General features: G+C 62.0%; 21 protein-coding genes and 4 pseudogenes. 5 read left to right on the top strand and 20 right to left on the bottom strand.

The annotated features are described in order from the left end of the window. Positions 1-180: 180 nt before the first annotated feature. The 5 genes and pseudogenes from JHW40_RS11100 to JHW40_RS11120 all read right to left on the bottom strand — a co-directional run bounded on the left by JHW40_RS11100 (position 181) and on the right by JHW40_RS11120 (position 5123). Complete coding sequence (locus JHW40_RS11100; protein ID WP_139208326.1) at positions 181-528, bottom strand: hypothetical protein; 348 nt, start codon at positions 526-528, stop codon at positions 181-183. Between the two features lie 24 nt (positions 529-552). After that, entirely contained in the window at positions 553-2220 is a 1668-nt protein-coding gene (locus JHW40_RS11105) for a CdiA family toxin C-terminal domain-containing protein (protein WP_090618105.1), read from the bottom strand. Beyond that, positions 2221-3213 (bottom strand): DUF4123 domain-containing protein, encoded by a 993-nt coding sequence (locus JHW40_RS11110; protein WP_090618107.1) that lies wholly within the window; start codon positions 3211-3213, stop codon positions 2221-2223. Between the two features lie 444 nt (positions 3214-3657). Next, positions 3658-4286: pseudogene (locus JHW40_RS11115) on the bottom strand (IS5 family transposase); the annotation flags it as partial. 378 nt (positions 4287-4664) lie between these two features. Further along, entirely contained in the window at positions 4665-5123 is a 459-nt protein-coding gene (locus JHW40_RS11120; RefSeq protein WP_272848966.1) for a transposase, read from the bottom strand. On the opposite strand from JHW40_RS11120, the pseudogene JHW40_RS11125 reads away from it, so the two are divergent. Next, a pseudogene (locus JHW40_RS11125) lies at positions 5116-5663 on the top strand (IS5 family transposase); the annotation flags it as partial. The gene JHW40_RS11120 and the pseudogene JHW40_RS11125 sit on opposite strands and share 8 nt — an antisense overlap. 148 nt (positions 5664-5811) lie before the next feature. Here JHW40_RS11125 and JHW40_RS11130 read toward each other — a convergent pair. From JHW40_RS11130 to JHW40_RS11150, 5 genes are all read right to left on the bottom strand, one after another. Then, positions 5812-6770, bottom strand: a protein-coding gene (locus JHW40_RS11130; protein ID WP_272848967.1) for an IS630 family transposase whose coding sequence is annotated in 2 segments (ribosomal slippage) — positions 5812-6426 and positions 6429-6770 — 957 coding nt in all. Because the reading frame shifts where the segments join, the coding sequence is not laid out codon by codon here. Between the two features lie 273 nt (positions 6771-7043). Continuing rightward, positions 7044-7379 carry a DUF6984 family protein gene (locus JHW40_RS11135; RefSeq protein WP_139208322.1) on the bottom strand — a complete coding sequence of 112 codons (336 nt, stop codon included), beginning with the start codon at positions 7377-7379 and terminating at the stop codon, positions 7044-7046. Continuing rightward, positions 7366-8718 carry a hypothetical protein gene (locus JHW40_RS11140; RefSeq protein WP_090618093.1) on the bottom strand — a complete coding sequence of 451 codons (1353 nt, stop codon included), beginning with the start codon at positions 8716-8718 and terminating at the stop codon, positions 7366-7368. Before JHW40_RS11140 ends, JHW40_RS11135 begins: the two co-directional genes overlap by 14 nt. Next, positions 8718-9422, bottom strand: coding sequence for a hypothetical protein (locus tag JHW40_RS11145; RefSeq protein WP_139208323.1), 705 nt, complete (start codon positions 9420-9422; stop codon positions 8718-8720). Before JHW40_RS11145 ends, JHW40_RS11140 begins: the two co-directional genes overlap by 1 nt. Positions 9423-9445: 23 nt before the next feature. Beyond that, the gene (locus tag JHW40_RS11150) at positions 9446-10189 is read right to left on the bottom strand and encodes a DUF4123 domain-containing protein (RefSeq protein ID WP_170852006.1); all 744 of its coding nucleotides are present in this window, start codon (positions 10187-10189) and stop codon (positions 9446-9448) included. A 342-nt stretch (positions 10190-10531) separates the two neighbouring features. On the opposite strand from JHW40_RS11150, the gene JHW40_RS11155 reads away from it, so the two are divergent. Together JHW40_RS11155 and JHW40_RS11160 are read left to right on the top strand one after the other, a co-directional pair. Beyond that, a complete protein-coding gene (locus JHW40_RS11155) occupies positions 10532-11194 on the top strand; it encodes a lipopolysaccharide kinase InaA family protein (protein WP_170852007.1) in 663 nt (220 codons plus the stop codon). Positions 11195-11493: 299 nt separating this feature from the next. Next, positions 11494-12452, top strand: a protein-coding gene (locus JHW40_RS11160; protein WP_272848968.1) for an IS630 family transposase whose coding sequence is annotated in 2 segments (ribosomal slippage) — positions 11494-11835 and positions 11838-12452 — 957 coding nt in all. Because the reading frame shifts where the segments join, the coding sequence is not laid out codon by codon here. A gap of 226 nt (positions 12453-12678) precedes the next feature. Here JHW40_RS11160 and JHW40_RS11165 read toward each other — a convergent pair. Then, a pseudogene (locus JHW40_RS11165) lies at positions 12679-14060 on the bottom strand (IS5 family transposase). A 99-nt stretch (positions 14061-14159) separates the two neighbouring features. On the opposite strand from JHW40_RS11165, the gene JHW40_RS11170 reads away from it, so the two are divergent. Together JHW40_RS11170 and JHW40_RS11175 are read left to right on the top strand one after the other, a co-directional pair. Then, positions 14160-15092 carry an IS5-like element ISPlc1 family transposase gene (locus JHW40_RS11170; RefSeq protein WP_272848969.1) on the top strand — a complete coding sequence of 311 codons (933 nt, stop codon included), beginning with the start codon at positions 14160-14162 and terminating at the stop codon, positions 15090-15092. Between the two features lie 188 nt (positions 15093-15280). Continuing rightward, positions 15281-15430 (top strand): annotated as a pseudogene (locus JHW40_RS11175) (IS5/IS1182 family transposase); the annotation flags it as partial. Positions 15431-15507: 77 nt separating this feature from the next. Here JHW40_RS11175 and JHW40_RS11180 read toward each other — a convergent pair. The 9 genes from JHW40_RS11180 to JHW40_RS11220 form a co-directional block, all read right to left on the bottom strand. After that, entirely contained in the window at positions 15508-16419 is a 912-nt protein-coding gene (locus JHW40_RS11180) for a carbohydrate kinase family protein (RefSeq protein WP_090616416.1), read from the bottom strand. A 13-nt stretch (positions 16420-16432) separates the two neighbouring features. Beyond that, on the bottom strand, positions 16433-17674 hold the full coding sequence (locus JHW40_RS11185; protein WP_090616412.1) for a TFIIB-type zinc ribbon-containing protein: 1242 nt from the start codon (positions 17672-17674) through the stop codon (positions 16433-16435). Positions 17675-17680: 6 nt separating this feature from the next. Further along, positions 17681-18811, bottom strand: coding sequence for an SPFH domain-containing protein (locus JHW40_RS11190; RefSeq protein WP_090616407.1), 1131 nt, complete (start codon positions 18809-18811; stop codon positions 17681-17683). 74 nt (positions 18812-18885) lie between these two features. Then, complete coding sequence (locus JHW40_RS11195; RefSeq protein WP_244519319.1) at positions 18886-19935, bottom strand: DUF2927 domain-containing protein; 1050 nt, start codon at positions 19933-19935, stop codon at positions 18886-18888. Then, complete coding sequence (locus JHW40_RS11200) at positions 19932-21113, bottom strand: toxic anion resistance protein (RefSeq protein WP_090616404.1); 1182 nt, start codon at positions 21111-21113, stop codon at positions 19932-19934. Before JHW40_RS11200 ends, JHW40_RS11195 begins: the two co-directional genes overlap by 4 nt. 146 nt (positions 21114-21259) lie before the next feature. After that, positions 21260-23446 (bottom strand): 3-hydroxyacyl-CoA dehydrogenase NAD-binding domain-containing protein, encoded by a 2187-nt coding sequence (locus JHW40_RS11205; RefSeq protein WP_090616400.1) that lies wholly within the window; start codon positions 23444-23446, stop codon positions 21260-21262. Between the two features lie 12 nt (positions 23447-23458). Beyond that, positions 23459-24670, bottom strand: a complete 1212-nt coding sequence (locus JHW40_RS11210; RefSeq protein WP_090616394.1) for an acetyl-CoA C-acetyltransferase — start codon at positions 24668-24670, stop codon at positions 23459-23461. Then, positions 24667-25308, bottom strand: coding sequence for a glutathione S-transferase family protein (locus tag JHW40_RS11215; RefSeq protein ID WP_090616390.1), 642 nt, complete (start codon positions 25306-25308; stop codon positions 24667-24669). The genes JHW40_RS11210 and JHW40_RS11215 overlap by 4 nt, the downstream gene beginning before the upstream one ends. Further along, positions 25305-25871, bottom strand: a complete 567-nt coding sequence (locus JHW40_RS11220) for a hypothetical protein (protein ID WP_090616387.1) — start codon at positions 25869-25871, stop codon at positions 25305-25307. The genes JHW40_RS11215 and JHW40_RS11220 overlap by 4 nt, the downstream gene beginning before the upstream one ends. Positions 25872-25905: the final 34 nt, after the last annotated feature.

Genomic DNA, 25905 nt, shown 5'->3' on the forward strand with positions numbered 1-25905 from the left:
AGCCCACTGGATTCGCAGTGTGAATCCCTCAGAAAACGGAGTTCTGCAACAACGCCCTCCACCACTTTGTTTTTTGCCTTAGATGGATATAACTTCTTTCCTCGCTCAAGCATAACGACCATCTCCCCTGTCCGTCCTTTGGCTGAAATGCCCGAGCGAGCGCAATGATTTAATTATTCACTAGGCGTTGCGCTTAAGATGGGAGGTAATTTTTTTAACGAGATCGCCTATTAGTTTAGCGTTTTCAGGTGTTTTTTCTATCTCTATGTGAGAGATTTGCATTATTATATCTTCAAAGGAATCAAAGCCGACTCTGACTTCCTCATTTCCGCTGTAAGACCAGAATTCGATATAATCTACCGTGTCCTCGCTGATCCCTTCATCTTCCGCGATATCGGAGGGAAAGCTGCAGGTGTTGTCCTCTATATTGAAACCCCTACCCGACGAGAAGTTTTCAAGAGCCCGCAGGAGGTCATCTGAAGAGATCCAGTTGAAATAGGTCTCCACTGGATGAAGGTGGTCCGGCAAGGATATTCTTTGATGGTTCATGCTCTATATCTCGGGAAAGAAGCTTGTGATTTCGCCAGTGGAGGTATTTGCATATCCGCGCATTCGTACACCATTATTAGCTATCCCAGACCATTCTCGCGGCAAGCTCCCTCCGTTTGCGCGCATCGCCGAATCTGCCGCTTCCTGCCCCCATTGCATCATTCTCCCATCGGGCACGATACTAGGATCATACACTGTCTTGGTGAATACCTGATTACGCAGTTCGCCGGTAGGCTGCCCGGCTGCGTCGAGCGCTCCCATTCGGTAATCTACCCGCTCAACTCCCGGAAGGTCAGGGTGCGGTGTCCGACTGACGACCTCTCCTCCCTCGCTCCGCAACGCAGCCTCGAACTCATGCTTGTCATGAGCTCCGCCAATGCCACGTTTGCGGGGAACATCAGGATCACGCTTCTTGATATGATCTTCAATGCCTTCCGCCATTTTTGCCCGTTGTTGAACGGGTCGCGTTACCTCAATTTCGCTGTCAGTCGTACCCTGAGCCTTCTCCGCGCGATTTCGCCGTTGCGCCCTGATGAGGTCGCCCATCTTGCCCGCGATAGAGGCGATGCCCTGAAACATTCGCAGGATTACCCGGCCCGCCGCATGGCCAAGCTGCGTCAGCTGCGTGGTAACGCGGGCGATGAAAGCCGTCAGGCGCCCGGCGAGCGCCGCGCCTCCTGTTCCGACGGTGAAGAACGCGATGATCGCGAAGATGATCGCCAGAATGATCTCGGGCAGCAGGAAGCCGGTTCCCGTGCCGATCATCTCTGCCCAGAAGTTCGGCGTCGTCAGCATGACCACGCCCAGCATTGTCGCGCCAAGGGCGGCAAGGATCCGGGGGCTCTGGATGACCATTTCATTCATTGCACCCGCCCATTCGGCACTTTTCTCCACGAGCAGGCGGAAGGTTTCGGCGATTTCCTCAAGACCGGGAATCGCGGCCAAGGCATCTTTCAGGGCCTCTATGCCACGCTGGAACGCCTTGACCGAACCGGTCGCGAGATCCTGCAAAAGCTGGACAATCCTGTCTTTGTTATCCCATAGTGCGCGCGCACCGCTGGACAGGCCGTCCCAAGCATCGCCGAGCATGTCAGGCAGGTTGGACATCCAGTCGCGAACAGCCGCCCAGAAATCCTTTTCACCCTCCCACCATGCGGACATGCCGCGTTTCGCCCCTGCGAACCACGCTTTTGCGGCCCCCAGCCAGCCCTGCTCCTCCCATGCAAGGATCCATGGCTGGAGCGCGGTCTCCATGCTGGCGGTGAATGCGCGCAACTCTTCAAGAATTTGCGCTTCCAGTGATGCCACCTGCGCGGCAGCGTCTGGCTCGGGCCTCAACTCCGCGCCGACAGCCCCGCGCAGCGCGTCGCTGAACAGGAGTGTGCCGAGTTCCGGGCGGACCCCGTCGATCTCGTCCCCATCCTGCATTCCGAAGCTGGGCAGCCCTTGCGTGCGCGCACCACCCGCAAGCACCACGCCCGACCTGTCGGTGATCCAAACCGGTGCCATCGTGACCGGCGTGCGCCAGTGATCATCATAAACCGCGCAAACCCGCACCGGCCCCCGGCACGAGGCGGTTACATCGCCCGGCGGGATGGCCTCGGCATAGGCGCTGCGTTCGGAGCGGATCGCGACTTCGGAAGGGTTGGGGGGCTGGTGGCGCGGCGACATCTAGGCGGCCTCCGACCAGGAGCGTTCGAACTGCTCCCTGAACGCCTTGAAGCGCTCGATCTCGGACCCCGTCGCATGGCAGATTTCCAGCAGTTTTCCCGTCGGGTCGCGGGTCTCGAAATCGGCGCCATAGAACACGGTCCATGCGGCGAAGAAATGCAGATGGGCGTGGATCCTGAAGCCATAGGCGCCGAACCGTTGCAAGGCATGGTTGACCGCCGCCTCGACCGCCTTGCGTGGCCTGTGTTCAAGCTCCCTGGCAAAGTCGTGGCAGATCCGATCCGCCATCCGTTTGCGGCGCTCGGCTGCCCTTGCGCGGGCGATCGGATCGAAATCCGCATAATTCAGGCGCATGGGGGTGATGGGCTCTCCGGCCAGTTCTTCCACCATGGGTGACAACCGAAAGTCCGTGTCCTCGTGGCGGATGGTGTAGTGGATCGGAGTTCCGTCATCCGTCAGCATCATCCGGCGCAGGCGCGGGGCATCATCCTGTATGGCTTCCAGAAACGGGCGCAGGACGCGCGGATCCCAGAACCGGAAGAACCGCAGCTTGCCATCGTCCTGCACCGGCAATTTGGTGAAGCGGCGCAGATGGCGGCGGATTGCGTCAAGACTGGCATCGGTCTGGATCAGCAGGCTGCTGCCGACCGGCCAATGCTGCTGGAAGAATTTTCGATGAAAGGTCAGCGTCCCCGGATTGTCCGGCTCGGGGATCGTCAGGTTGACCAGCCACGGCGCGGTCTGTTGCGCGCTTTCGGCCGCTGCCCCGTCGAACAGGCAGGCGGCGGGCTGGGCGATGCTGTCCAGGTCGAAGAAGCCGGTGATGTCGCTGCGCAGCGAGGCGTCCACCAGCATGAAGACATGTTTCGGGGCATCCGGCCCGAAAAGCGCATCGATCAGACCGACAGGAGCGGCGGGCAAGGTGTCGGCAAGCGCGCCCAGTGGCGCGGGCAAGCTGGGCCGGGCAGCAATCATCGTCTGGCGTAAAAACATATGTGCGCAATGCAAAAGGGCTCTAAATGCGGCTCAGCCTACTGGCGAGATCGGATTCGCGCAACAAAGAAGGCCGCGAGAAGGGCAAGTCATGCGGTGCGCGGTCACCATCCGGTCACCAGCGCCAGATTTGACCGAACTTCGTCAGATTTGACTTCCCTGCACCTTCGCCGTTCATATCAGCCCGTTTTCTCGATGTTGCGAATCCTGCGTTTTCGTGCAGTTCAGTGTCATGATCTGCGCTGGCGTGACAAAGCAATTTCTGGCTTTACACCGAAGATGTCGGGGATTCGAATCCTTCACCGGCCACCATTCCCTTGCGCCGTTTTTAGTATATTTCCGAGGTGCTTAGACGCCCTTGGAGGCGGGGCCGGACATCTTGTCACCATATCCGAAGATGTCCGCGGTCACCACGGTGTCACTCGGAATCGGGGAGGCGGAGGGTAAGCCCTTGTTGTATCTGGCCGGTTTCCTGCGTTTCTTCCTGGGCGGGATACAGGGGCGGATACTGCGGCCCTTGAGGTCGTCGCGCAACCAGTCGGCGTCATAGGCCTTGTCGCCCAGGAAGTGCTTGGCTGGCGGCAGATGGCGCAGCAACACGAGGGCACCCCGACTGTCGGCCATCTGGCCAGGAGAAAGGAAGAAGTCCAAAGGGCGCCCCTTGCCATCGCTGAGCATGTGCAGCTTAGAGTTAAGGCCGCCCTTCGTGCGCCCGATCGCCCTCGGACGATCCCTTTTTTTCGCAGGCTTGCTGCGGTGCGGTGCACTTTCAGGAAGGTGCTGTCGATCATCAGCGTGTCGCCATGGCTGCCGGGTTGCGCCAGTTCCTGAAATATGCGTGCGAAGATGCCCATTCGAGACCAGCGGGCAAACCGGTTGTACAGGGTCTTGTAGGGACCGTAGACCGAGGGTGCATCTTGCCATCGCAGCCCATACCGCTTGACGTAGATGATCCCGCTCAGCACCTTGCAGTCGTCCGATCGCGCGCGACCTCGCACCTTGGGAAAGAACGGTTGAAGCCGCCGCATCTGTTGTGCGCTCAGCCAGAAATATCGCTCGTCTCGGTTGATCATGACCACCGTGAATCACTCAACCAGCTGGCCTGCAACAGAAACTTATAGGGATGGAGCCTAGGCTCCAGACTTCGGTAACGGGTTCGCCTCAGTCAAGGCATTTTGCTCAAACCGATTGATCCGCCAGAACGGTGCCTTTTGTTCTGGTCCTGTCCGCCGTTTTTTCGCGGGGCCTTTGGCGTGGGTCCTTTGGGTACATGCTTCGGTCCGTGGTCAGCGTCTGGCTGCCAACATGATGCGGGTTCGGTGCAATTCCGATGTGCCCATCTCATAGGCGTGCTTGACTGATGTCAGCGACGGTCTAGAGCACGACATCATCGGAACCACGTCCCTGCGGGACCTCGAGGGCCTGCGATCAGGCCGGCAACGGGTTTCGGATCAGGTCGTCGGCGCAGTTTCCATTCGGAATGTCGTGCCGTCGATCCACATGCGGTGCAAGATAACTGAGATCCGGCGCGCCAACGCGACCATGGCCCTTTTCCTGCCCCGGCGCTTTGCAACCTGAGCGCCCCAGCTTCTCAGCCATGTTCCTCGACCTCGGTTCATCATGACAGTTGTGGCCTGGCACAGCGCGCGCCTCAGGTTCACGTCACCGGCCTTGGTTATACCGCCTGAGACATCGCGCTCGCCAGACTGGTTTCGCGAGGGTGTCAGCCCGGCGTCCGTCAGCCCACGATGCAGCCATTGCGACAAGGGCCCCGCCTCGAGGCCAAGAGCAGCAATGCTGCCGCCAAGTGCTTGAAGCCACGCAAGCAGAGGCTCTGGTTCACTGGCAACCTCAGTTTCCTTGACTATCTTTCCATGCTCGCTGACCACGCAGATCGCGGTTTTGGCCATCTTCGCACGCATATTTCAGGAACTGGCGCAACCCGGCAGCCATGGCGACACGCTGATGATCGACAGCACCTTCCTGAAAGTGCACCGCACCGCAGCAAGCCTGCGAAAAAAAGGGATCGTCCGAGGGCGATCGGGCGCACGAAGGGCGGCCTTAACTCTAAGCTGCACATGCTCAGCGATGGCAAGGGGCGCCCTTTGGACTTCTTCCTTTCTCCTGGCCAGATGGCCGACAGTCGGGGTGCCCTCGTGTTGCTGCGCCATCTGCCGCCAGCCAAGCACTTCCTGGGCGACAAGGCCTATGACGCCGACTGGTTGCGCGACGACCTCAAGGGCCGCAGTATCCGCCCCTGTATCCCGCCCAGGAAGAAACGCAGGAAACCGGCCAGATACAACAAGCGCCTTTATCGCAGGCGCTACCGCATCGAGAATGCCTTCGGTCGTCTGAAGGACTGGCGCGGCATTGCTACCCGCTACGAGAGATGCGGCGACATCTTCCTCAACGCAATCATCCTCGCCGCGATCATCATCTTCTGGATCTAAAATTTATAGGGATCGACTCTAGAGTGATGGCGAAGTTCGAACGGAAATCCGTTTAACTCGATCTCATATCTGGCATCGGAACCAACATTATAATTTTCTCCCACCTTCGCAGCCCATTGCTTTTTGAAGTACCTAAAGCATTTCTGTTTTAACCTGCGACATATTTTGCGGCCTTGAAGTAGTTCCAACATTCGCCGGGATCGAAGAGATCACAGACTTCGCCGATGGCCTTGAAGACGTCGGTAAATGTTCTTGCCCCGATCCTGCGCAGGTGCGCCTTGAGTTTTGCGAATGCCATTTCGATGGGGTTCAGGTCCGGCGAATATGGCGGCAGATAGAGAAACCAGCAGCGATGGGCACGCAGAGCCTCAGCAGCGTGCTTGTTGTGGTGGGTGGCAAGGTTGTCGAGGATCACCACGGTACCCGGCTCGATCTCCGGGATCAGGACCTCGCGAACCCAGGCTGCGAAGGCGGGGCCGTCCATTGCGCCCTTGATGCACCAGGGCGCAATCAGGGCATCCGATGTGAGGCCGGCAATCAGGGTCTGTGTTCCCCAGTTGCCGAAGGGCGCATCCATGGTCAGGCGTGTGCCGCGCAGGGCACGACCCCGCAGACGGGTGAGGTTGGTCTTCACCGAGGTCTCGTCTATGAAAACCACGCGTTCCGGCCGATCCGCGATGGTTGGCAAGCGATGCTCGAACCAGTCGGTTCGCCGCTGTCTTACCCTGGCACCGCGGCGTTCGGCGGCCACCAGCGACTTTTTTTATAGGTGAACCCAAGGCGAGACAGCAGACTGGCAATGGATGAGTGATGGACACGAACGCCTTCCGCTGCGACCAGCGCGTCCCTGAGTTCGAACAGCGTGATGTCGGGATCCTGTGCGAGCAGTTCCTCAAAAAAGGCCCGGTGCGGGGCAAGCTTTCCATGCCCTTTGGGACGTCCCTGGGGCAATGGTTCGGCATGCCCCCTGGTCCTGATCGCCCGGCCCCAACGTGCTCCGGTCGCCGGCGAGAGTTTCAGCCGCAGCGCCGCCGCCCGACCGCTTAAACCCTCCTCGATATATCGCTGAAACCGCGTCCGGAGCGCCGACGGCAATGGTGCTGACATGATCTATCCTCCCAGACAGAAGGGAATCACGATCCGCGCTGCGACGGAACCCCAAACGATTTAGGGTTCAGTAGAAATGCTTTAGCCAAGCTTTCGCAATCTTCGTTTGATGGTGCGTCGTTGATGTAGCAGCGTTCTTGATCGTCTTCATATACGCAAGTTATTGCCATCATTTTGGTTATGGCCTCTGGTTGAAGCTGCTCATTGAAACGTATAAACCTAATCCAAGTGGCGGTTCATCACTCATAAAAACGGTGGAGGCCTATATGAGAATTAGGATTGCTGACTGCTCACCTGCCTGAAGGCGCTATCTGACGCGGGTAGATCTAAAACAGGTTCGTCATTCACCTTCCAAAAATCCAATTCACCGAATTTCCCATCATTGGTCAGTAGTAGGGTGACGATGACGGGAACTCCATCACTATCATCAAATTCACCAGACGCCACGGAATGTACTCGGCGCCCTTTCGGACAATAATCAGCGCGAATCGATCTCATTTCTGGGTTCACTACCCAGACCAGCTGGTGGGGCGTCCAAGTAAGTTGAATCCCACCAGCTCGCGCCAAAAAAGATATGATTTCTGATTCTCTGGGGTCAATTTTTCTCATGTATTCGTCCAATGTTAACGGTTCCATCAGGCAGCTTGAATGCGTTATACTGTAGTTTCACCCCGTCAACAGTGACAGTTCTAACGTTCAATCCGTTGGAGAGATTCGTCACAGGCGGTAAATCAGCAACGATGGCATCCTGTACGCGCTGCCTGCTCATGCCGAGCTCATCCTCGACATGACGCCATACGTGGTAATCTTGATTCGCATTTCGCCCAAAAGAAACCCCTTCAGGGATTGCTCTATTTCGGCCGCGAACTCTTGCCCATATTCTCGTTCGGGATATGCCCCGTACGATCAGCACTGCGGCGCCGCTCAGAACGGCACCGCCTATGCCACCGGTGAGAGCCCCGACAGCTGCGCCATCTAAGCGATCAACAATTCCACCTTCATCTTGACCGGCACCCGAGATCGCCCCCGCGCCTGCGCCTGCAATTCCGCCGGCCTTCATTGATGCTGCTGCGCCACCCCTGGCTGCACTAGCCGCAGCGCCGCCGATCGGCACAAAAATGGTTGGAACGGCGCCCGCAATCTCGCCTCCCATGTAATAGCCGGGATTGCTTAACCGACTCTGATCAAGAATATGTCGATGATCGTCAATAATTTCTTCGTAGCTTCGCTCATCCAACAAGCTTCCTAGACGAGCAGAAATTTCATCACCGAAATAGAACGAGGCAGATTGATCCGCCCCTGCGCCAAAGCTTTCTCCCCGCCCAGCCACTCTTGCGCCGGTTGCGAGCTGATATTGATCCCACGCTTCGTCGCGCCGTCGAGCATATTCACTTTCAGCCCAACCTGTTAACCCTTGCCCGGTTGCAAGTGAACCAACCAGATTGCCGATGCCTCTGGCTCCGCTTATGGCACCCTCGAAAAAGCCTCTGTCCTCGTCAACGAAAGTGCCCGATTCTATGAGCTCTCTGTGTCTGGCATTGAACTCCTCCTGAGACAGACCAGCCTCGAAGCCCCGCCATTCTGGACGTGCATTTTCCTGAACAGCGCGTTCGCGCTGCAGGGCGTCCATTTGTTCCATCGCTTCATCGATGGCTTCGTCCGTACCGAACATGACGAATAGCTGCGTGGCGGGCATCGGGATCTGATGTCGGGGAGATCGCCCGTTTGCGTCCAGAACGCCTCGGGCCACCTCGTCCTTGGTCGCGATCTCGAATATCCGATAGGGCAGGTTGGGCAGCGGCTCTCCGGTACTTTCATCGATGGCGCCGGTTTCCACCCAGTTGTCGGGGCAGGTTTCGCAGATCTGGTCAACCTGACCGGGGTTCTGCTCGTCAGCCGCAGCCAGTCCTGCGTTGAGCCCTTCCGGCGTTCTAGGATCCCCGCCCATCAGGAAAACCTCGCGTAGAAACCTGCCATGCGGGCGTGAAGATCGTCAGCGGAACGGGCGGCTTCGAATTCGCTTCTCAATCCTCGCATCAGCGGATCATCAAACCAACTATAGCCATGGGCCAGCGCGCTGGCGCAGTAGGCCAGGCGCAGTTCCGGGTCAGGCAAACCATAAGCGAGGGTGTGGTCGGCGCAGGCCGCAAGGAAGGTCTCGCTCTGCTCGACACGGAGGATACCCCGTTCATCTGGCAGGAGCGGACGCAGAGCCGCCGTCAGCGCGGAAGGGGAATCGGGCATCACCGTGCAATGCCGAAGTGTCGCGACCAGTCGCGCGCCAAAGTCGGATAGCGTTCTTCCGCGCCACAGAGATCGCAGCCATGCTTCTGCAAAGGTCGACAACAGGGTGAGGCGACGTCCTGAAGGCAAGGACAAGCGGGCAAGGGACCGCGCTATGCCTTCCTGAAATCTTGGATCATGGCAGAAATGCGCCCCCAGCGAGAGTGCAATGACCACCAGCTTGAAGACATCGCGGCGCTCGGTGATCTGGTAGGAGAGGGCGTGGCCCCGCACGGTCCGACATAATCCGGAAAGATCCGCTACCGTCGCGCCAAGCGCCTCCATATGGGCTGGGTAGATTTCCAGCAGCTTCTCTGCCGTTTGCCGGTCCCAGTCCTCGGCAGCCCCCTGCGCCAGGGTTCTGAACATACCCTCCGATATCGTAAAGGCCATCAATGAGCCCCCGTCGTCTCGAAATTATTCCTGTTCAATTGGATGCAGTATACCCTCGAAGGGGCCCCGGCGGCAATCGCATAAACGGCCGAGACGGGGGCGAGCAGGCGCCTTGACTGATCCGCTGGCATGGCTGCAATGAAGCGATCGATCCAGCGGGTTTCCCAGAAGCGGAAGTAGAACCATTTCCCGCGTTCGTCCCGAATCCTGGTGAACTTCCTGAAATGCCGCCACATCTGCTCCAGAGATCCGCGTGAGCGAACGTAGATTCCCGGATCTGCGTCCCACAGGTACCACGGGGCGTCACCGCGGGTGAACAGATTGCGGGTGAAATCACTGCCCTGATCAAGCTTCACCACCCATGGGGCAACCTGCTTCAGGTCATCATAGGCATCGCCCTTGAACAGGCAGCGATGCTCGAGGCCGCTATTCTCCAGCAGCTCGGGCAGGTTGATGACCTTGGCCGCATCCAGGACCGCATAGGTTTGCATTGGCGCAACCTTCGTCGGATCGCCGCCTGCTATCTCAAGTTCGGAAATGCTGGGCTGAGGCTGGCCCCAGAAGGCGCCGTGAAGCGCGTCTGGAACGGTTTTCTTCGGAAATGCACCAAGCTGGGCATCCAGGGGCTCGACATTCGGGATTTCGCTGATCAGCACGGTTGCCCGCTCTGCCCTGGCGCCGCCCGCGCGGTCTTTCTCCCTCAGGTTCAGCCAAGGATCGTCAGCATGCGGGTCTTGCATCATGTAAAAGCCTTCCTGACAATGTGCCGCAATGGTGCAGGCGCACGCCCGCTTCTGCAAGCCTATGGCGCATTGGAGGACTGAGTGGAGGCGTTTGGCAGGAACCGGACAGGGTGACGCGCTGACATTTCCTTGCGTTGTCGTAAAGCGAGCATGAAGGTAGTATGACACGGAGTCATTGCCATCGGTTGAGCGCAGGCTACATGACACCGGAGCGCGGTCCGGCGGCAATCGGGGTATGTTGCGATGCAGTGCGTGAAATCCAGAGCCCACCACCGCCCTCTGGGTGAGCACGAAATCCGTGATCTCCGCCGTGCCGTCCGAAAAATTCCCGCAAACCTCCGGGTGACCAGCATCGAGGTCAACGGTCAGTCCTATTGGGTCAAGCGCCAGGAAAGACTGTCGTTGCGCTGGCGGCTGCAAAAGGGCAACCCGGCGCGCGCCTTCGAACGCGAGCGTGAGGGGCTGCATCTTATGCACACGGCGGGCATGCCGGTCCCCCGGATCGTCGATGAAGGTCCCGATTACTTCGTGACTCCGGATGCAGGAATATCTCTTGCCGCGCTTTGCAAATCGCCCGCATTCGAAGAGGCGGAGCGTCAGGCCGCGCTTGCCGAAGCTGCCCGCACCCTGCACGAGCTGCATGATGCCGGGATGGCCCACGGGCGCCCCAACCTCAAGGATTTCCTGTGGGACGGCCAAAGGATCACGCTGATCGATCTGGAGCGCTTTGGCAAGGTTCGCAAGCTGCATTCGGCTCAGGTCATTGATTTCATTATTTTCGCTCTGAGTTGCTTTGCGGTGGCCAATCGTTCTCTGCCACAGATTGATCAGGCGCTCTATCTCTATCGGATGCTCGACATGCGCGGTGTCTATATTGCCGCCAACCGCTGGCTGCATTGGTTGCGTTGGTTGGACCCGGTGGCGCGCTGGCTGCAAAGGTTCCGGAGTTCGCGCGACATTGCTGCCATTCCCCGGCTTTTCAAATGGCTGCGGGAACGAAGCTGAAACCCGCAATCGCGGGGCATAGAGCATGTAAACGGGAGAGCCTTTCATAGATCCGCATTATCTTGGTCATCACGGCGGAAAAGTGGCCTTGCGCACACGCATGGGCCTGACATGAGGACGTGACGGTCAGATTGCGAGGACAGTCGTCGGTTACCATCAGAAACTGCGGTCACCATCCGGTCACCAGTACAAGATTGAACCCAATTTCGCGAGATTAAAGCATTTCTACTGAACCCTAAATCGTTTGGGGTTCCGTCGCAGCGCGGATCGTGATTCCCTTCTGTCTGGGAGGATAGATCATGTCAGCACCATTGCCGTCGGCCCTCCGGACGCGGTTTCAGCGATATATCGAGGAGGGTTTAAGCGGTCGGGCGGCGGCGCTGCGGCTGAAACTCTCGCCGGCGACCGGAGCACGTTGGGGCCGGGCGATCAGGACCAGGGGGCATGCCGAACCATTGCCCCAGGGACGTCCCAAAGGGCATGGAAAGCTTGCCCCGCACCGGGCCTTTTTCGAGGAACTGCTCGCACAGGATCCCGACATCACGCTGTTCGAACTCAGGGACGCGCTGGTCGCAGCGGAAGGCGTTCGTGTCCATCACTCGTCCATTGCCAGTCTGCTGTCGCGGCTTGGGTTCACCTATAAAAAAAGTCGCTGGTGGCCGCCGAACGCCGTGGTGCCAGGGTAAGACAGCGGCGAACCGACTGGTTCGAGCATCGCTTGCCAGCCATCGCGGATCGGCCGGAACGCGTGGTTTTCATAGACGAGACCTCAGTGAAGACCAATCTCACCCGTCTGCGGGGTCGTGCCCTGCGCGGCACACGCCTGACCATGGATGCGCCCTTCGGCAGCTGGGGAACACAGACCCTGATTGCCGGGCTCACACCGGATGCCCTGATTGCGCCCTGGTGCATCCGGGGCGCAATGGACGGCCCCGCCTTCGCAACCTGGGTTCGCGAGGTCCTGATCCCGGAGATCGAGCCGGGTACCGTGGTGATCCTCGACAACCTTGCCACCCACCACAACAAGCAGGCTGCCGAGGCTCTGCGTGCCCATCGCTGCTGGTTTCTCTATCTGCCGCCATATTCGCCGGACCTGAACCCCATCGAAATGGCATTCGCAAAACTCAAGGCGCACCTGCGCAGGATCGGGGCAAGAACATTTACCGACGTCTTCAAGGCCATCGGCGAAGTCTGTGATCTCTTCGATCCCGGCGAATGTTGGAACTACTTCAAGGCCGCAGGATATGTCGCAGGTTAAAACAGAAATGCTTTAGACCTCTCTGAGCCTTTGCGGCCCATCTCAGTCGGTTCTTCCGGAGCCTTGAAACCTGCATTCTCGTGCCGTTCGGTGTCATGAGTCGCACTGGCGTGACAAAGCAATTTCTGGCTTTACACCGAAGATGTCGGGGGGGCGAATCCCTCACCGCCCACCATTCCCCCGCGACGTTTTTAGTATATTTCTTAGTCGGTTCTGAACAACGCGGTTATGCCGCGCCCTGCATCTGAAGTGGTCTGTTAACGACCACGATGATGCCGAGGATGAAGCGGATGACGAAGGCCCAAAAGGCCCTGAGATGGGCGAGGATCTTGCGGATGTTGTGGCCGCAGGCGCAGAGCACGGCGAAGATCGCATCGCCGATCCTGCCCTTCAGGGGGCATCTGGTCAATCTGCCGTCTGATTTCATGTGGCCGATCTCGGGCTCGATGGCGCTGCGCCGTTTGAGGAGCTTCGCCAGCGCCGGGGTGATACCGCGCCGCTGGCCGCTGATCAGGACGCGGGTGGTCTCGATGCCATGCCCGCGATAGCCGCGGTCGACCAGGGCGAGTGTGGGCCTCGTATCGGTCAGGATTTCGACCTGTTCGAGGGCCGGTGCCAGGGTGTGGCCGTCATAGGGATTGCCGGGAAAGCTGCGGGCGCCAACTATGAGGCCGCCAACAAGGGTCGTGGCGAGGCTGACCTTGGTGCCAAACTCGTATCGCACCCGTGCCTTGCCTTTGGAGATGCAATCGACCTCGGGCTCGTGCAGGGAATAGACCTTGTCGCGGCTCTTTGGTCCCTGTTCCAGCAGGCGGCCGACCAGCCAGAGGGCGTCCACAACCCTCTCGCGCAGGGGGCTTTGCGGGATGTCCTGCAGGTGCCGGCGCAGATCGCGACGCACCCGGCCGACATGGCCCTTGAGTTGGCGCAGCGCCTTGCGCATGCGTTTGAACTGGCGGGCATGGGCGTAGCGCCCGACCTGGATCGCCAGCCGCGGTGCAAGACGGGCATAGCTCTGGCGCAGTTCGATCCCGGCCCTCTTCGCCAGACCAACCAGCAGGGCGCGGGCCCGCTCGTAGAGCCGGGCGTCCGTCGGATGGGCGATGTTCTTTTCCATGACCGTCGTATCGACCACCACCCGTTTCAGGACCTTGTCGGTGATCGTCCCGGAACTGCGGCCAGCCTCGATCGTCTTGGTCAACAGCCATTCCACGCGTTCGGCGTGGCCTTGAACCAGTGGCGGCTCACGCCTCACTCACCGATCCTCTTGCGCCAGCGCACCAGCGATGACGGATCAATAGGCGGGCGATGCTGAAAGAAGGTCTCGCCGGTGAAATGCTGGTAGTAGGGGTTCTCGACCCAACGGGCGACCACCGCCTCGTCCGACAGCTTGAACGCATGCTGCAGATACATCAGCCCGGCGATCAGACGCGGAGAAGTCGCCGGGCGCCCCGTCGCCGAGGGGAAGAACCCGGCCCATTCCCGCTCGAAGAACTCCCAGTCGATCAGCGCCGCGAGCTTCACCAACTCGTGGCGCGGATCGATCATATCCACCAGCCTGGGGCGCAGAAGATCATCCTGTTCGGCGGTCCGGAAATGGGGCTTCATTGGCGATCACAAATTGCAGGGTTTCTGCGTCAAGATGGCTCTGTTGCACAAATCCCGTGAGGGATTCATCTTGTGAATCCAGTGTGGTAGCTGTGATTCATGAGCAGACCCACGCCCCCGACCTACAAGACCAGGAACTGGCCAGCCTATAATGAAGCGCTCAAGCGCCGCGGCTCGCTGACGATCTGGTTTGACCCCGAGATGAGCTGGGATGCCGCGCCGTCAGGCAGGCGTGGCCGCCAGCAGAGCTACAGCGATGCCGCGATCCAGACGTGCCTGTCGATGAAGGTGTTGTTCGGCATGGCCTTGCGGCAGACGACCGGGTTCGTCGAGAGCTTGCTGCAGCTGGTCGGCCTGAACTGGGCAGTGCCGGATTTCAGCACGCTGTCCCGCCGTCAGAAGACCCTCGCCGTGAACATCCCGTATCGTGGTTCCAAAGGGCCGTTGCACCTGCTGATAGACAGCACCGGCATCAAGGTCGAGGGCGAAGGCGAGTGGCATGCGCGCAAGCACGGTGGCCCGAAGCGGCGTGTCTGGCGCAAGATTCATCTCGGGATCGACGAGCAAACGCTGGAGGTCAGGGCTGTCGAGGTCACCGGGAGCCACATCGGTGATGCGCCCGTTCTGCCCGATCTTCTCAGTCAAATCCCGGAGGACCAGGAGATCGGCAGCGTCACCGCCGACGGCGCTTACGACACGCGCAAATGCCACGATGCGATCGCCGACCGCAGCGCTCATGCCGTCATCCCGCCCCGCAAGAACGCGAAGCCCTGGAAAGCTATCACAGCCGGAGCCATGGCCCGAAACGAAGCCCTTCGCGCCGCGAAATATCTGGGGCGCACCCTCTGGCGACGATGGAGCGGATATCACCGCCGAAGCCGCATCGAAACAAAGATGCATTGTGTGAAACTGCTGGGCCAGCGCCTCATGGCGCGGGACTTCGACCGCCAGGTCGTCGAACTCCAGGTCCGTATCGCTGTCCTGAACGGTTACACCGCGCTCGGCATACCCGTCACGGAAGCTGTGGGATAAGTCCGTCCGGGGAAGGGGGAACCTCGGCCATCACCCGATTTGTGCAACAGAGTCATGATGAAGTCGGGAATCATTTCGTTGGATATGCCCTTTCCATTGAACTCGTCTGCGTGGTTCAGTGGGCGTTGTTGCAGAACTGATCATCATCCGGGATTCACGGCGTGAATCTGGTGGGTTAAGAGCCTGCCATGAGCAAGCCCGAACCTGCCCGCTACGGTACGACCAACTGGCAATCCTATAACGACGCGCTGAAGCGGCGCGGATCTCTGCTCGTCTGGCTGGACCGGGACATGGACTGGCTTGCGCCGAAGGCAGGCAAGTCCGGACGTCCGCCGGTCTCATAAGCATTCCTGCCGGGCGGTTACCGATTTCTTCGTGGCTCCTCCGCAGTATTTCGAAGAAGCGCGAGGGGCGTTCAGGCCGGCATTTCATGCGCCCAGGGCGGGTTGGCGCCGGGGCGGGAGACGGTGATGGCGGCGGCCTGCGCCCCGAGGGTCAGGGCGGCCTGCATTCCGGCGGGCGAGATGCGGGCGAGGCCGGATTTCGTCAGCAGGTTCTGGCGGCGGAGGCTGGCCAGCACACCGGCGTTGAAGGTGTCGCCGGCCCCGATCGTGTCGGCGACCGTGGTGCGGATCGCGGGGGCGCTGATCGTGCCGCCGTGCCAGAAGGCGCGGGCGCCGGATTCGCCGCCGGTGCGGAGGACGATCTTCGGGCCCTGGCTAAGCACCCAGGTGGTGGCTTCGTCATCGGACAGGTCGGGGCAGAGCCATGCCAGATCGTCGGCGGACAGTTTCACGATGTCGGACATGGCCATCAGCCGGGCCAGCCGTGCGCGATAGGCCGCAGGATCCGGGATGAAGAACGGCCGGATATTGGGGTCGAGCATGACCGGCAGGGTCTGGTGGTGGCGCTCGATCAGCGATTCGACCGCCGCGCCGCAGGGATCGGGCACGAGGCTGATGCCTCCGGCGAAGATCGCGCTGATGCCTGTGGGCAATGGCGGGATGTCCTGCGCATGCAGCATCCGCCCGGCCGAGCCTTCGTCATAGAAGGAATAGCGGGCCTCGGTGCCGGTCAGCGTCACCACCGCCAGCGTGGTCAGGCGGTCGGTGCGCGGGCAGAGGCTGGTATCCACCCCGGCCTCGGTCAGCGGGCCAAGGAGCATCTTTCCGAAGGCATCGCGCGAGATCGGCCAGAGGTAAGAGGTCGTCTCGTCCAGACGGCCAAGCGCGATGGCGGTGTTATAGACCGATCCACCCGGCAATGCCCGAAAGCTGCCCTGTTCCGGCACCATGTCGATCAGCGATTCGCCCGCACACAGGATCATCGGTCTGCCTCCCTCAATATCCCCTGACGGCATATCCGCCGATCTGGATATGGCCCGTCGTCTGGGCCAGATACAGCAAAGCCGCTAGCGCTACCAGAGCGGCGAGTGCGGCCGCGGCGATTTTCCAGACCGACCACGGACGTTCGCCCTGAACCCGGCCCGACTGACCGTTGACCACGAAGCGATAGCTTTTGCCGCTGTAGCGATAGGCGGCGGTCCAGACCGGCAGCAGGATATGCTTGAAGGTCTCGTCCCGGTGTTCGGTTTCAAGCCGCTGGATGCGCTGGACGTCGCCGCCGATGGCGCGGCGGGCATCCATGTGGATCACCCCGGCCATTTCCTGTCTGGCGGTCTGATGGCCATCGGCCAGCGGGATCGTATAGCCCTCGGCCTCCAGCCCGGCCAGATAATCGGGGCGATAGGGTTGCAGATGCGACAGGTCCCACGGCGTCAGCCCGTCGCTGAAGCGGCGCGGCAGAGAGGCCGAGGCCAGCACCAGCACGTCGTTGAAATCCCGCGCCACCCGGCCCGAGGCGGGACGCCAGCGGATCTTGCGGACCTGCTGTGCGACCCGCTGGCTGCGGCCGTTGATCTGCTGGGTGACGTAAACGGTCTCGTAATAGTAATCGCCGCGCTGGCCTGCGTAATCCGATTGGGTGCGGGCGTCGAAGGTCCAGAAGGGCGAATAGATGCCGGTCATCCGGCGTCCGCGCCGGGCGTAAGCCAGCAGGCCAGAAGGCGCGAACCACAACCGGCCCAGCCATGCCTCCATCGCCTTGCGGGCCTGCGCTTCGGTCAGCACGAAGGGCAGCACGCCCTGCGGCTTGATGCGCCGGGTGGGGCCGGTATCGGCAACGACGGGGGTGGCGCAGAAGGGGCAGGCGCCGGAATGGGCCGCGCCCTCCAGCTCGATCCGGGCGCCGCAATTGGGGCAGGAGAGGGTGCGGATATCCTCGGCAATGTCGCTGTCGGCGTCCAGCCGCAGGCCCTTTTGCAGCGGGACTTCCTGCAACTCGGGCGATTTGTGACCCGCATCCCATTGCAGCGCCCGGCCCGTCGCGGGATCGGTCAGCAGGACATCCTGCGCCTCGGCCCCGCCGCCGGGCTGGCGCGCAGGCGCGCGGGCGGGGCCGTCGCCGATCTGCTGCTGATGGCCGCACCAGTCGCAGACCAGCATCTGCTGGCCCGGCTGAAAGCGCAGGCTGGCCCCGCATTGCGCGCAGGGATAGCGATGTTCCGAAACCGGGGTCGGCATCGGGCCCTAGCGCGGCAGGGGCGGGGGCAGGGTGGTGAACAGCTGCGCCAATTCGGGCACATCCTCGGCGGGCAGCCAGCCATCCTGACCGGGCGCCCAGACCAGAGTGTCGCGGGCGAACTGGCCTTCGGTGACCATCCGGCCCAGATGGCCGCGCCCATAGGGGCCTTGCGCCTGACCATCCAGCGCGACATGCCAGACGGTTTCCACCGTGCGACCGGGCAAAGGCGGGGGCGTCGCGTTGCCAGCGGTGGGGTCGGCGATGGCGGGACCAGCGGCGGGTCGTGCGCCCCAGGGACCGGCCATCCCCATCCCCATTGCCGCCCCCATCGCGGCACCCATGCCCGCGCCCGCGCCGCCGGTATTCTGCGAGGCGTTCAGCGCTGCCTCGGCTGCCGCATATTGGCCGAAGCGGTCCAGATCGCCGATGATCCCCATAGATGTCCGCTTATCCAGCATCTTCTCAACATCCTGCGGCAGGCTGATGTTTTCAATATAAAATTCTGGTAGGGACAGCCCATAGGCGGCGATGGTCGGCGCGATGGCCTTGACCACCAGTTTCGCCAGATCGGCGGTGTTGGCCGCCATGTCCAGAACCGGGATATTCGAGGCGGCGATGGCGCGGGAAAACTCTTGCACGATCACGTTGCGGATCTGGAAGGCGATCTCGTCACGGGTGAATTCGCCATCGGTGCCGACGATCTCGGACATGAATTTCGCCGGATCGGTCACGCGCATCGAATAGGTGCCGAAGGCGCGCAGACGCACCGGGCCGAATTCGGGATCGCGGGCGATGATCGGATTGCGCGTGCCCCATTTCAGATCGTTGAAGCGGGTGGTGCTGACGAAATAGACCTCGGACTTGAAGGGGCTGCGGAAACCGTGGTCCCAATGTTGCAGCCGCGTCAGCACCGGCAGGTTGTTGGTTTCCAGCAGGTAAAGACCGGGGCCAAAGACATCGGCCAGTTGCCCCTCATGCACGAAAACGGCGGCCTGGCCTTCGCGGACGGTCAGCTTGGCGCCATATTTGATGGCGCGGCCCACGGTCTCGAACCGCCAGACCATCGTGTCGCGGCTGTCATCGGTCCATTCGATGATGTCGATGAACTCTCCGCCCAGAATGTCGAAAATGGACATGGAAGAACCTTTCTTACGGGGGTCAGCGGCGATGATGCAGTCCAGCGCGGAAAGGCAGGCGCGTCAAGGTGGGGTCAGACGTTTTCGCCCAGCAGTTCGGCGGCGATCCGGCGCACGATGGGGCGGGCCTCGGCCTCGGTCATGCCGGGGCGCAGGCGCGGGTCATAGAGGATCTGCAACAGCAATTCGTCATGGCGGGTCAGCAGCGCGAATTCCTCGTCATCGTTGAAGATCGAGGGGCGCACGGTCAGGCTGTCATTGGCCAGCCCCAGCCCCTGCGCGATTTCCTCGTGGATGCACGAGGATCGCAACAGCGAGGGCAGTTCCGCCCGGATCAGCGCGACGGCATGGGCATAGGTCGGATTGCTGCCCTGCGAATAGGCAAAGACGATGCAGGTGTTTTCCTGCGACAGATGCTGGATCGTATCGACATCGGCGGCGGGAATGCCGGGCACCAGTTCGGCCAGCCGGGGGGCGATGTCGCGGCGTTCGTCATCGGTCAGCACCAGAACAGCGAAATTGCCGCCCCTGCTGGTGACGCTGACCGGGTGGCGGGTGATCTCGGCCAGCCGCGCGGCATAGGCGGTGACCTCGCCCAGAACGATGCCGCGCAGGGGCTGGTTGGCCGAAGCGCCGAATTCCAGTTGCAGCCGCACCGGATCGCGCCAGCGGCGCAGCGGTGCGGGCAATCCGTCCGGCCCGGCATGACTGCCATCGGCGCCATATTCGTCGCGCAGGGCCACGGTCATGAAATTGCGGGTCAGGGTCTCGGCGTCGATGGGGGCATCCTGCGGCACCCGGTCGCGGCGCAGGCGGTTCTGTTTCAGCAACTCTCGTTCGACCTGCGCGTAATGACCACGCTGCGCCAGACTGCGTTCGCTGGCGCGGGCGGCAGCAGAGGCGGCCGCCTGGTTCACGGCGCGGTTGCGTTCGGCGCGGGCCTTGCGGATCTCGGCCTGACTGGCGGTCTCGGGACGCTCGGGGCGGGCGGGGGGCGGCGGCACCGGGCTGATCTGTGGCGCTTCCGAGCCGCAGGCAGTCAGGATCATCAGCCCCGCCAGCATCATGGCGGGCAGGAAGCGCGGGCCGGAGGGCCGGAATATTGGCGGCGAAACCGCGATCATTGCCGTCCTGCCGTCCCTTCCACCGCCTGCCGGTGCGACGTGGCCGAGGCCAGCGCATCGCGCAGATCGTCTTCCATCTTGGTCAACTCGCCCTCGGCAGCGGCGCGGCGGGCGCGACCTTCGTCGGCGATGCGCAGGCTGTCCTCGATCGTGGCGATCAGTTCGGCATTGGCGGTGCGCACGGCCTCGATATCAAAGACGCCGCGTTCGGTTTCGGTGCGGATGGCGGTATTGGCCTGACGCAGGTTTTCGGCATTGCGGGTCAGCAGCTGATTGGTCAGGTCGGTGGCCTCGCGCACGGCGCGGGCGGCCTCGGCGCTGCGCTGGATGGTGACGCCCTGCGCCAACTGGGTTTCCCAAAGCGGCACCGTATTCACCAGCGTCGAGTTGATCCGCGTCACCAGCGCCTTGTCGTTTTCCTGCACCAGCCGGATCGAGGGCAGCGACTGCATCGTCACCTGCCGGGTCAGGCGCAGGTCATGGACGCGCCGTTCCAGATCGTCGCGCAACGTGCGCAGATCGCGCAGCCCCTGCGCCTCCATCACCTGATCGGGATCGGCGGCGGCGTCCAGTTCGGCGGCGCGGGCGGGGATGATCTCTTCGTCCAGCTCGCGCAGCTTTTCCTCGCCCGCGCTGATATACAGCGCCAGTTCGTCATAGAAGTTCAGCGTGCGCTCATAGAGGATATCCAGCGATTTGATATCCTTCAGCAACCGCTGTTCATGGCCTTCCAGATCGCCGGTCACGCGGTCGATCTGGGTCTGCACCTTCTCGTAATTGGCGACGAATTTCGCGAACGGGGCCGAGCGTCCCAGCAGCCGTTCCCACCAGCTGCGGTCGCGGCGCAGGTCCAGCTCCGAGGTGGAAAAGCCGCGGATGGTGGTCACTATTTCGCGCAGGCTTTCACCGGCGGGGCCGACATCCTTGCTGCGCACATCGGCCAGCATCTTCTGGCTGATTTCCTGCAAACCCGACTGCGCGCGGGTGCCGAAACGCACGATCGAGCCCGAATCCTTCAGGTCGATCTCGTCCATCCGCTGGCGAATCGCCTGCGCGGTCCCGGCATCGGCCTCGTTCAGCCTGACCTCGTCCGAGGCACGCTCGGGCAGCACGACCGAGGTTACTTCGTCAATGGCTTTTTGCGCGTCTTCGGCGCGGCGGCGCGTTTCATCGGTCATCAAAATCGCCCTTCCGGGTTGGTAAATACGGTTCAACCCATGTCGCGGTGCAGCATAGGCAGTTTTTGTGCCGTTTCAACGTCAGAGCGGGGCGATGGTTCGCCCCGCTCGTTCAGCGTGTCATCTGTGCAGCAATCGTGCCGCGTTCAGGCGGCCTGCTTGCCCGCGCCAAAGCGTTCATAGAAACCCTGACCCTTTGCCGCCATCTCGCGCAGCAGGGCGGGGGCGGCGAAACGCTCGCCATGCGCGGCGGTCAGGCGGTCGCAGATCTCGACCGCGCGGGCGGCGCCCAGCATGTCCAGCCATGCGAACGGCCCGCCCGACCACGGCGCAAAACCCCAGCCGAGGATGGCGCCGACATCGCCTTCGCGGATATCCTCCAACACGCCATCCTCCAATGCGCGTACGGCTTCCAGCGTCTGGGCGAACATCAGGCGGTGCTGGATATCGTGCAGATCGGGCTGGTCCCCGGCGCGCGGATATTTCGCGTCCAGCCCTTCCCACAGGCCCTGCCGCTTGCCCTTGTCGTCATAGGCATAGAAACCCGCATTGGCCTTGCGGCCCAGCCGGCCCTCATCCGCCATCCAGAACAGCACCTCATCGACCGTGCCATCGGGATAGGCATCGCCCATCGCCGCCTTTGTCGCCTTGGCGACCTTGACGCCAAGGTCGATCGAGGTTTCATCGACCAGTTGCAGCGGACCCAGCGGCATGCCCATCATCTTGGCGGCATTTTCGACCAGCGTGGGGTTGACACCCTCGGCCACCATGCGCACGCCCTCGTTGATATAGGGGATGATGCAGCGGTTGGCATAGAAGAAGCGCGCGTCGTTCACGACGATGGGGGTCTTGCGGATCTGGCGGACGAAATCCAGCGCCTTGGCGACGGCGCGGGGGCCGGTCTCGCGGCCCTTGATGATCTCGACCAGCAGCATCTTGTCCACGGGCGAGAAGAAGTGGATGCCGATGAACTGATCGGGGCGGGCACTGGCGCGGGCCAGATCGCTGATCGGCAGGGTCGAGGTGTTGGTGGCGAAGATCGCGTCCTGCGGGATCACGGCTTCGGCCTTTGCGGTGACGTCGGCCTTGACGCCGGGATCCTCGAATACGGCTTCCACGATCAGGTCGCAGCCCTCCAGCGCGGCGTAATCGGTGGTGGCGGTAATGCGGCCCAGCACTTCGGCCTTCTTTTCCTCGGTCGATTTCTTGCGGCTGATCGCCTTGTCCAGCAGGGTTTCGGAATAGGCCTTGCCCTTCTCGGCCGCGTCCTGTTTCGCGTCGATCAGCACCACCTGGATTCCCGCCATCGCGCTGACATAGGCGATGCCGGCACCCATCATCCCCGCGCCAAGGATGCCGACCCTGGCGACCTTCTGATCGGGCGCGTCGGGGCGGTTGGCGCCCTTCTCCAGCGCCTCCTTGTTGATGAACAGGCTGCGGATCATCGCCGTCGAGGACGGGTTCATCAGCACATTGGTGAACCAGCGCGCCTCGATCTTCAGCGCCTGATCGAAGGGCACCTGCGCCCCTTCATAGACCGCCGACAGCAGCGCCCGGGCGGCGGGATAGACGCCCATCGTCTTGCCATGAACCATCGCGCTGGCGCCCACGAAGGTCATGAAGCCCGCCGGGTGGAACGGCTCTCCGCCCGGCATCTTGTAGCCTTTCTGATCCCACGGCTTGACCAGATCGGCATCCGAGGCGTTCAGCACCCATTCCCGGGCCGAGGCGACCGGATCGGCCACCACCTCGTCGATCAGCCCTGCGGCCTTGGCCTTTTTCGGATCGCTCAGCTTGCCTTCCAGCAGGAAGGGGGCGGCGCCCATCGCGCCCAGCTTGCGCGACAGGCGGATGGTGCCGCCGCCGCCGGGAAAGATGCCGACCATGATCTCGGGCAGGCCGATCCTGGCCTTCGGGTTGTCGGCGGCAAAGATGCGATGCGTGGCCAGCGGCAGTTCCAGCCCGATGCCAAGCGCGGTGCCGGGCAGGGCGGATGCGATGGGCTTGCCGCCCTTCAGCGTCTTGGGGTCCATGCCCGCACGCTCGATCTTGCGCAGCGAATGGTGCAGCGACATGATCCCGTCAAAGACGCCCTGCGCACCGCCATTGTCGCGCATTCCGGCGATGACGTTCAGGTCCATCCCGGCGGCGAAATCCTTCTTGCCGCTGGTGATGACGATGCCCTTCACGGCCTCGTCGGCCAGCGCGTCCCCGATCAGCGCGTCCAGTTCCGCCGCGCCTTCCAGAGACAGCACGTTCATGGATTTGCCCGGCACGTCCCAGGTGATGATCGCGACGCCCTCGGCGTCCTTCTGCATGGTGAAATCGGTCATCTTCCCCTCCGCTCAGACGCGTTCGATAATGGTGGCCGCGCCCATGCCGGACGCGATGCACAGGGTGGCAAGGCCAACCTGCTTGTCCTGCCGCTCAAGCTCGTCCAGCAGGGTGCCGATGATGATCGCGCCGGTGGCGCCAAGCGGGTGCCCCATCGCGATGGCGCCGCCGTTGACGTTGACCAGATCGGGGCTGACATCGAAGGCCTGCATGAAGCGCAGTACGACGGCGGCAAAGGCCTCGTTCACCTCGAACAGGTCGATATCGGAAATCGACATGCCGGAATCGTGCAGGATCTTTTCGGTCACCGGCACCGGGCCGGTCAGCATGATGGTCGGATCGGTGCCGATCTTGGCGGTGGCGCGGATGCGGGCGCGGGGCTTCAGCCCGTGACGCTCGCCGAATTCCTTGTTGCCCAGCAGGATCGCCGCCGCCCCATCGACGATGCCCGAACTGTTCCCGGCATGGTGGATATGGTCGATATGGTCCAGATGCGGATATTTCAGCATCGCCACCTTGTCGAAACCGGGCATCACCTCGCCCATGTCCTTGAAGCTGGCTTTCAGGCGGCCCAGATCCTCGGTCGAGGTGCCGGGGCGCATGTATTCGTCGTGATCAAGGATTGTCAGACCGTTCTGGTCCAGAACCGGCACGATGGATTTGTCGAAACGACCTTCCTGCCACGCCAGCGCGGCGCGGCGCTGTGATTCGACGGCCAGCGCGTCGGCCTGTTCGCGGGTGAACCCGTATTCGGTGGCGATGATGTCGGCGCTGATGCCCTGCGGCACGAAATAGGTCTTCATCGCCAGCGACGGATCGACGGCGATGGCCGCCCCGTCGCTGCCCATGGCGACGCGGCCCATCATCTCGACCCCGCCCGCGATATAGCCGTCACCCGCGCCACCCCGGATCTGGTTGGCGGCAAGGTTCACCGCCTCCATGCCGGATGCGCAGAAACGGTTGATCGCCAGACCGGGAATGGATTCGTCCAGATCGGATGCCAGCACGGCAGAGCGCGCCAGACAGCCGCCCTGTTCCTTGACCTGGGTCACGTTGCCCCAGATCACATCCTCGACCGCGTGGCCCTCCAGCCCGTTGCGCTGCTTGACCGCATTCAGCAGCCGCGCCGACAGTGCCAGCGAGGTGACCTCGTGCAGGCTGCCATCGGGGCGGCCCTTGCCGCGCGGGGTCCGGGCGGCGTCATAGATATAGGCGTCGGTCATGTTTCCTCCTTCGGGACCCGGTCGGATGGATTGCCGGGCATCAGATCATAGGGGTGTTTCCAGCCGGGCAGGGCGGCGATCGCATCCAGCCAGCGGTCGATATTGGGCCATTCGGCGCGCTGAAAGCCGAAGGGTTCGGGGTAATAGAGGTATCCGCAGCAGGACAGGTCCGCGATGGTCGGGTTCAGTCCCACGATCCAGTCGCGCCCGGCCAGATGCTCGTTCAGCGTCTTGTAGGCGGCGCGCAGGCGCTTTTGCTGGAAGGCGATGGCCTCGGTCGGGCACTTGTCGGGCGGCAGGAAATTCATCAGGAACCGCGTCGGGCCGGCCTGACCCGACAGCCGGTGATTGTCCCAGAACAGCCAGCGCATGATCTCGGCCCGGTGGCCGTCCAGCCAGGTGCCGGTCTTTTCCGCGATATGCAGCTGAATGACCGCCGACTGGGTCAGGGTCATGCCGCCCTCCTGGAAAACCGGCACCTCGCCCATCTCGTTCAGGGTCAGGAAGGCCGGGTCGCGGGTCTCGCCACGAAAGAAATCGACAAAGACCGGCTTCCAGTCATAGCCCGTCAGTTCCAGCGTCAGCGCCGCCTTGTAGGCATTGCCCGATTCGCCAAAGCACCACAGTTGCGCGGTCATTGCGTCACCTCTTCGATCTGCGGCAGCGGGAAATCCTGATCGTAAAGCGCGGGAAAGGCCATGCGGATGTTTTCCTGCTGCTGGTCGCTGCCCAGCCGCACCAGATGCCATTCGCCGCGATCCTTCAGCGCCAGCGTCTGGCTGACCTCTTGCACCACGGTCGAGCGGGGGCCGCCCGGCGTGTCGCTGATCTCGACCACGCTTTGCGTCGGGATCAGGGCATAGCTGCTGCCGTCCGGGACCTCGTGCCAGGTCATGGCATCGGTATCCAGAGTGACGCTGCGAACCGAGACCAGCGAGGCGTTCTGCGACGCCGCCTGAATCATGTGGCCGATATATTCGTCGCGGGTGACGTTCATCTGCGCCGAGATGCTGTCGATCAGTGTCGGCGGCAGCATCTCCAGTGAACCGGCCATGTCGCTGTTTTCCGTGACCGTGGCGAATTGCCCGGCCAGTTCGGTGATGCGGGCGATATCCTCGGGTGATTGTCCGAAAGCGGCGCCGGGCAGCAGCATCAGGGCAAGCAGCGTGGAACGGTAACGGGTCTGGGGACGATGGTGCATCCGTGTCTTCTCCTTGGGCCGGGCGGCGCGGGCC

It is taken from the genome of Paracoccus alcaliphilus (genome assembly GCF_028553725.1).
In the GTDB taxonomy this organism is placed as follows: domain Bacteria; phylum Pseudomonadota; class Alphaproteobacteria; order Rhodobacterales; family Rhodobacteraceae; genus Paracoccus; species Paracoccus alcaliphilus.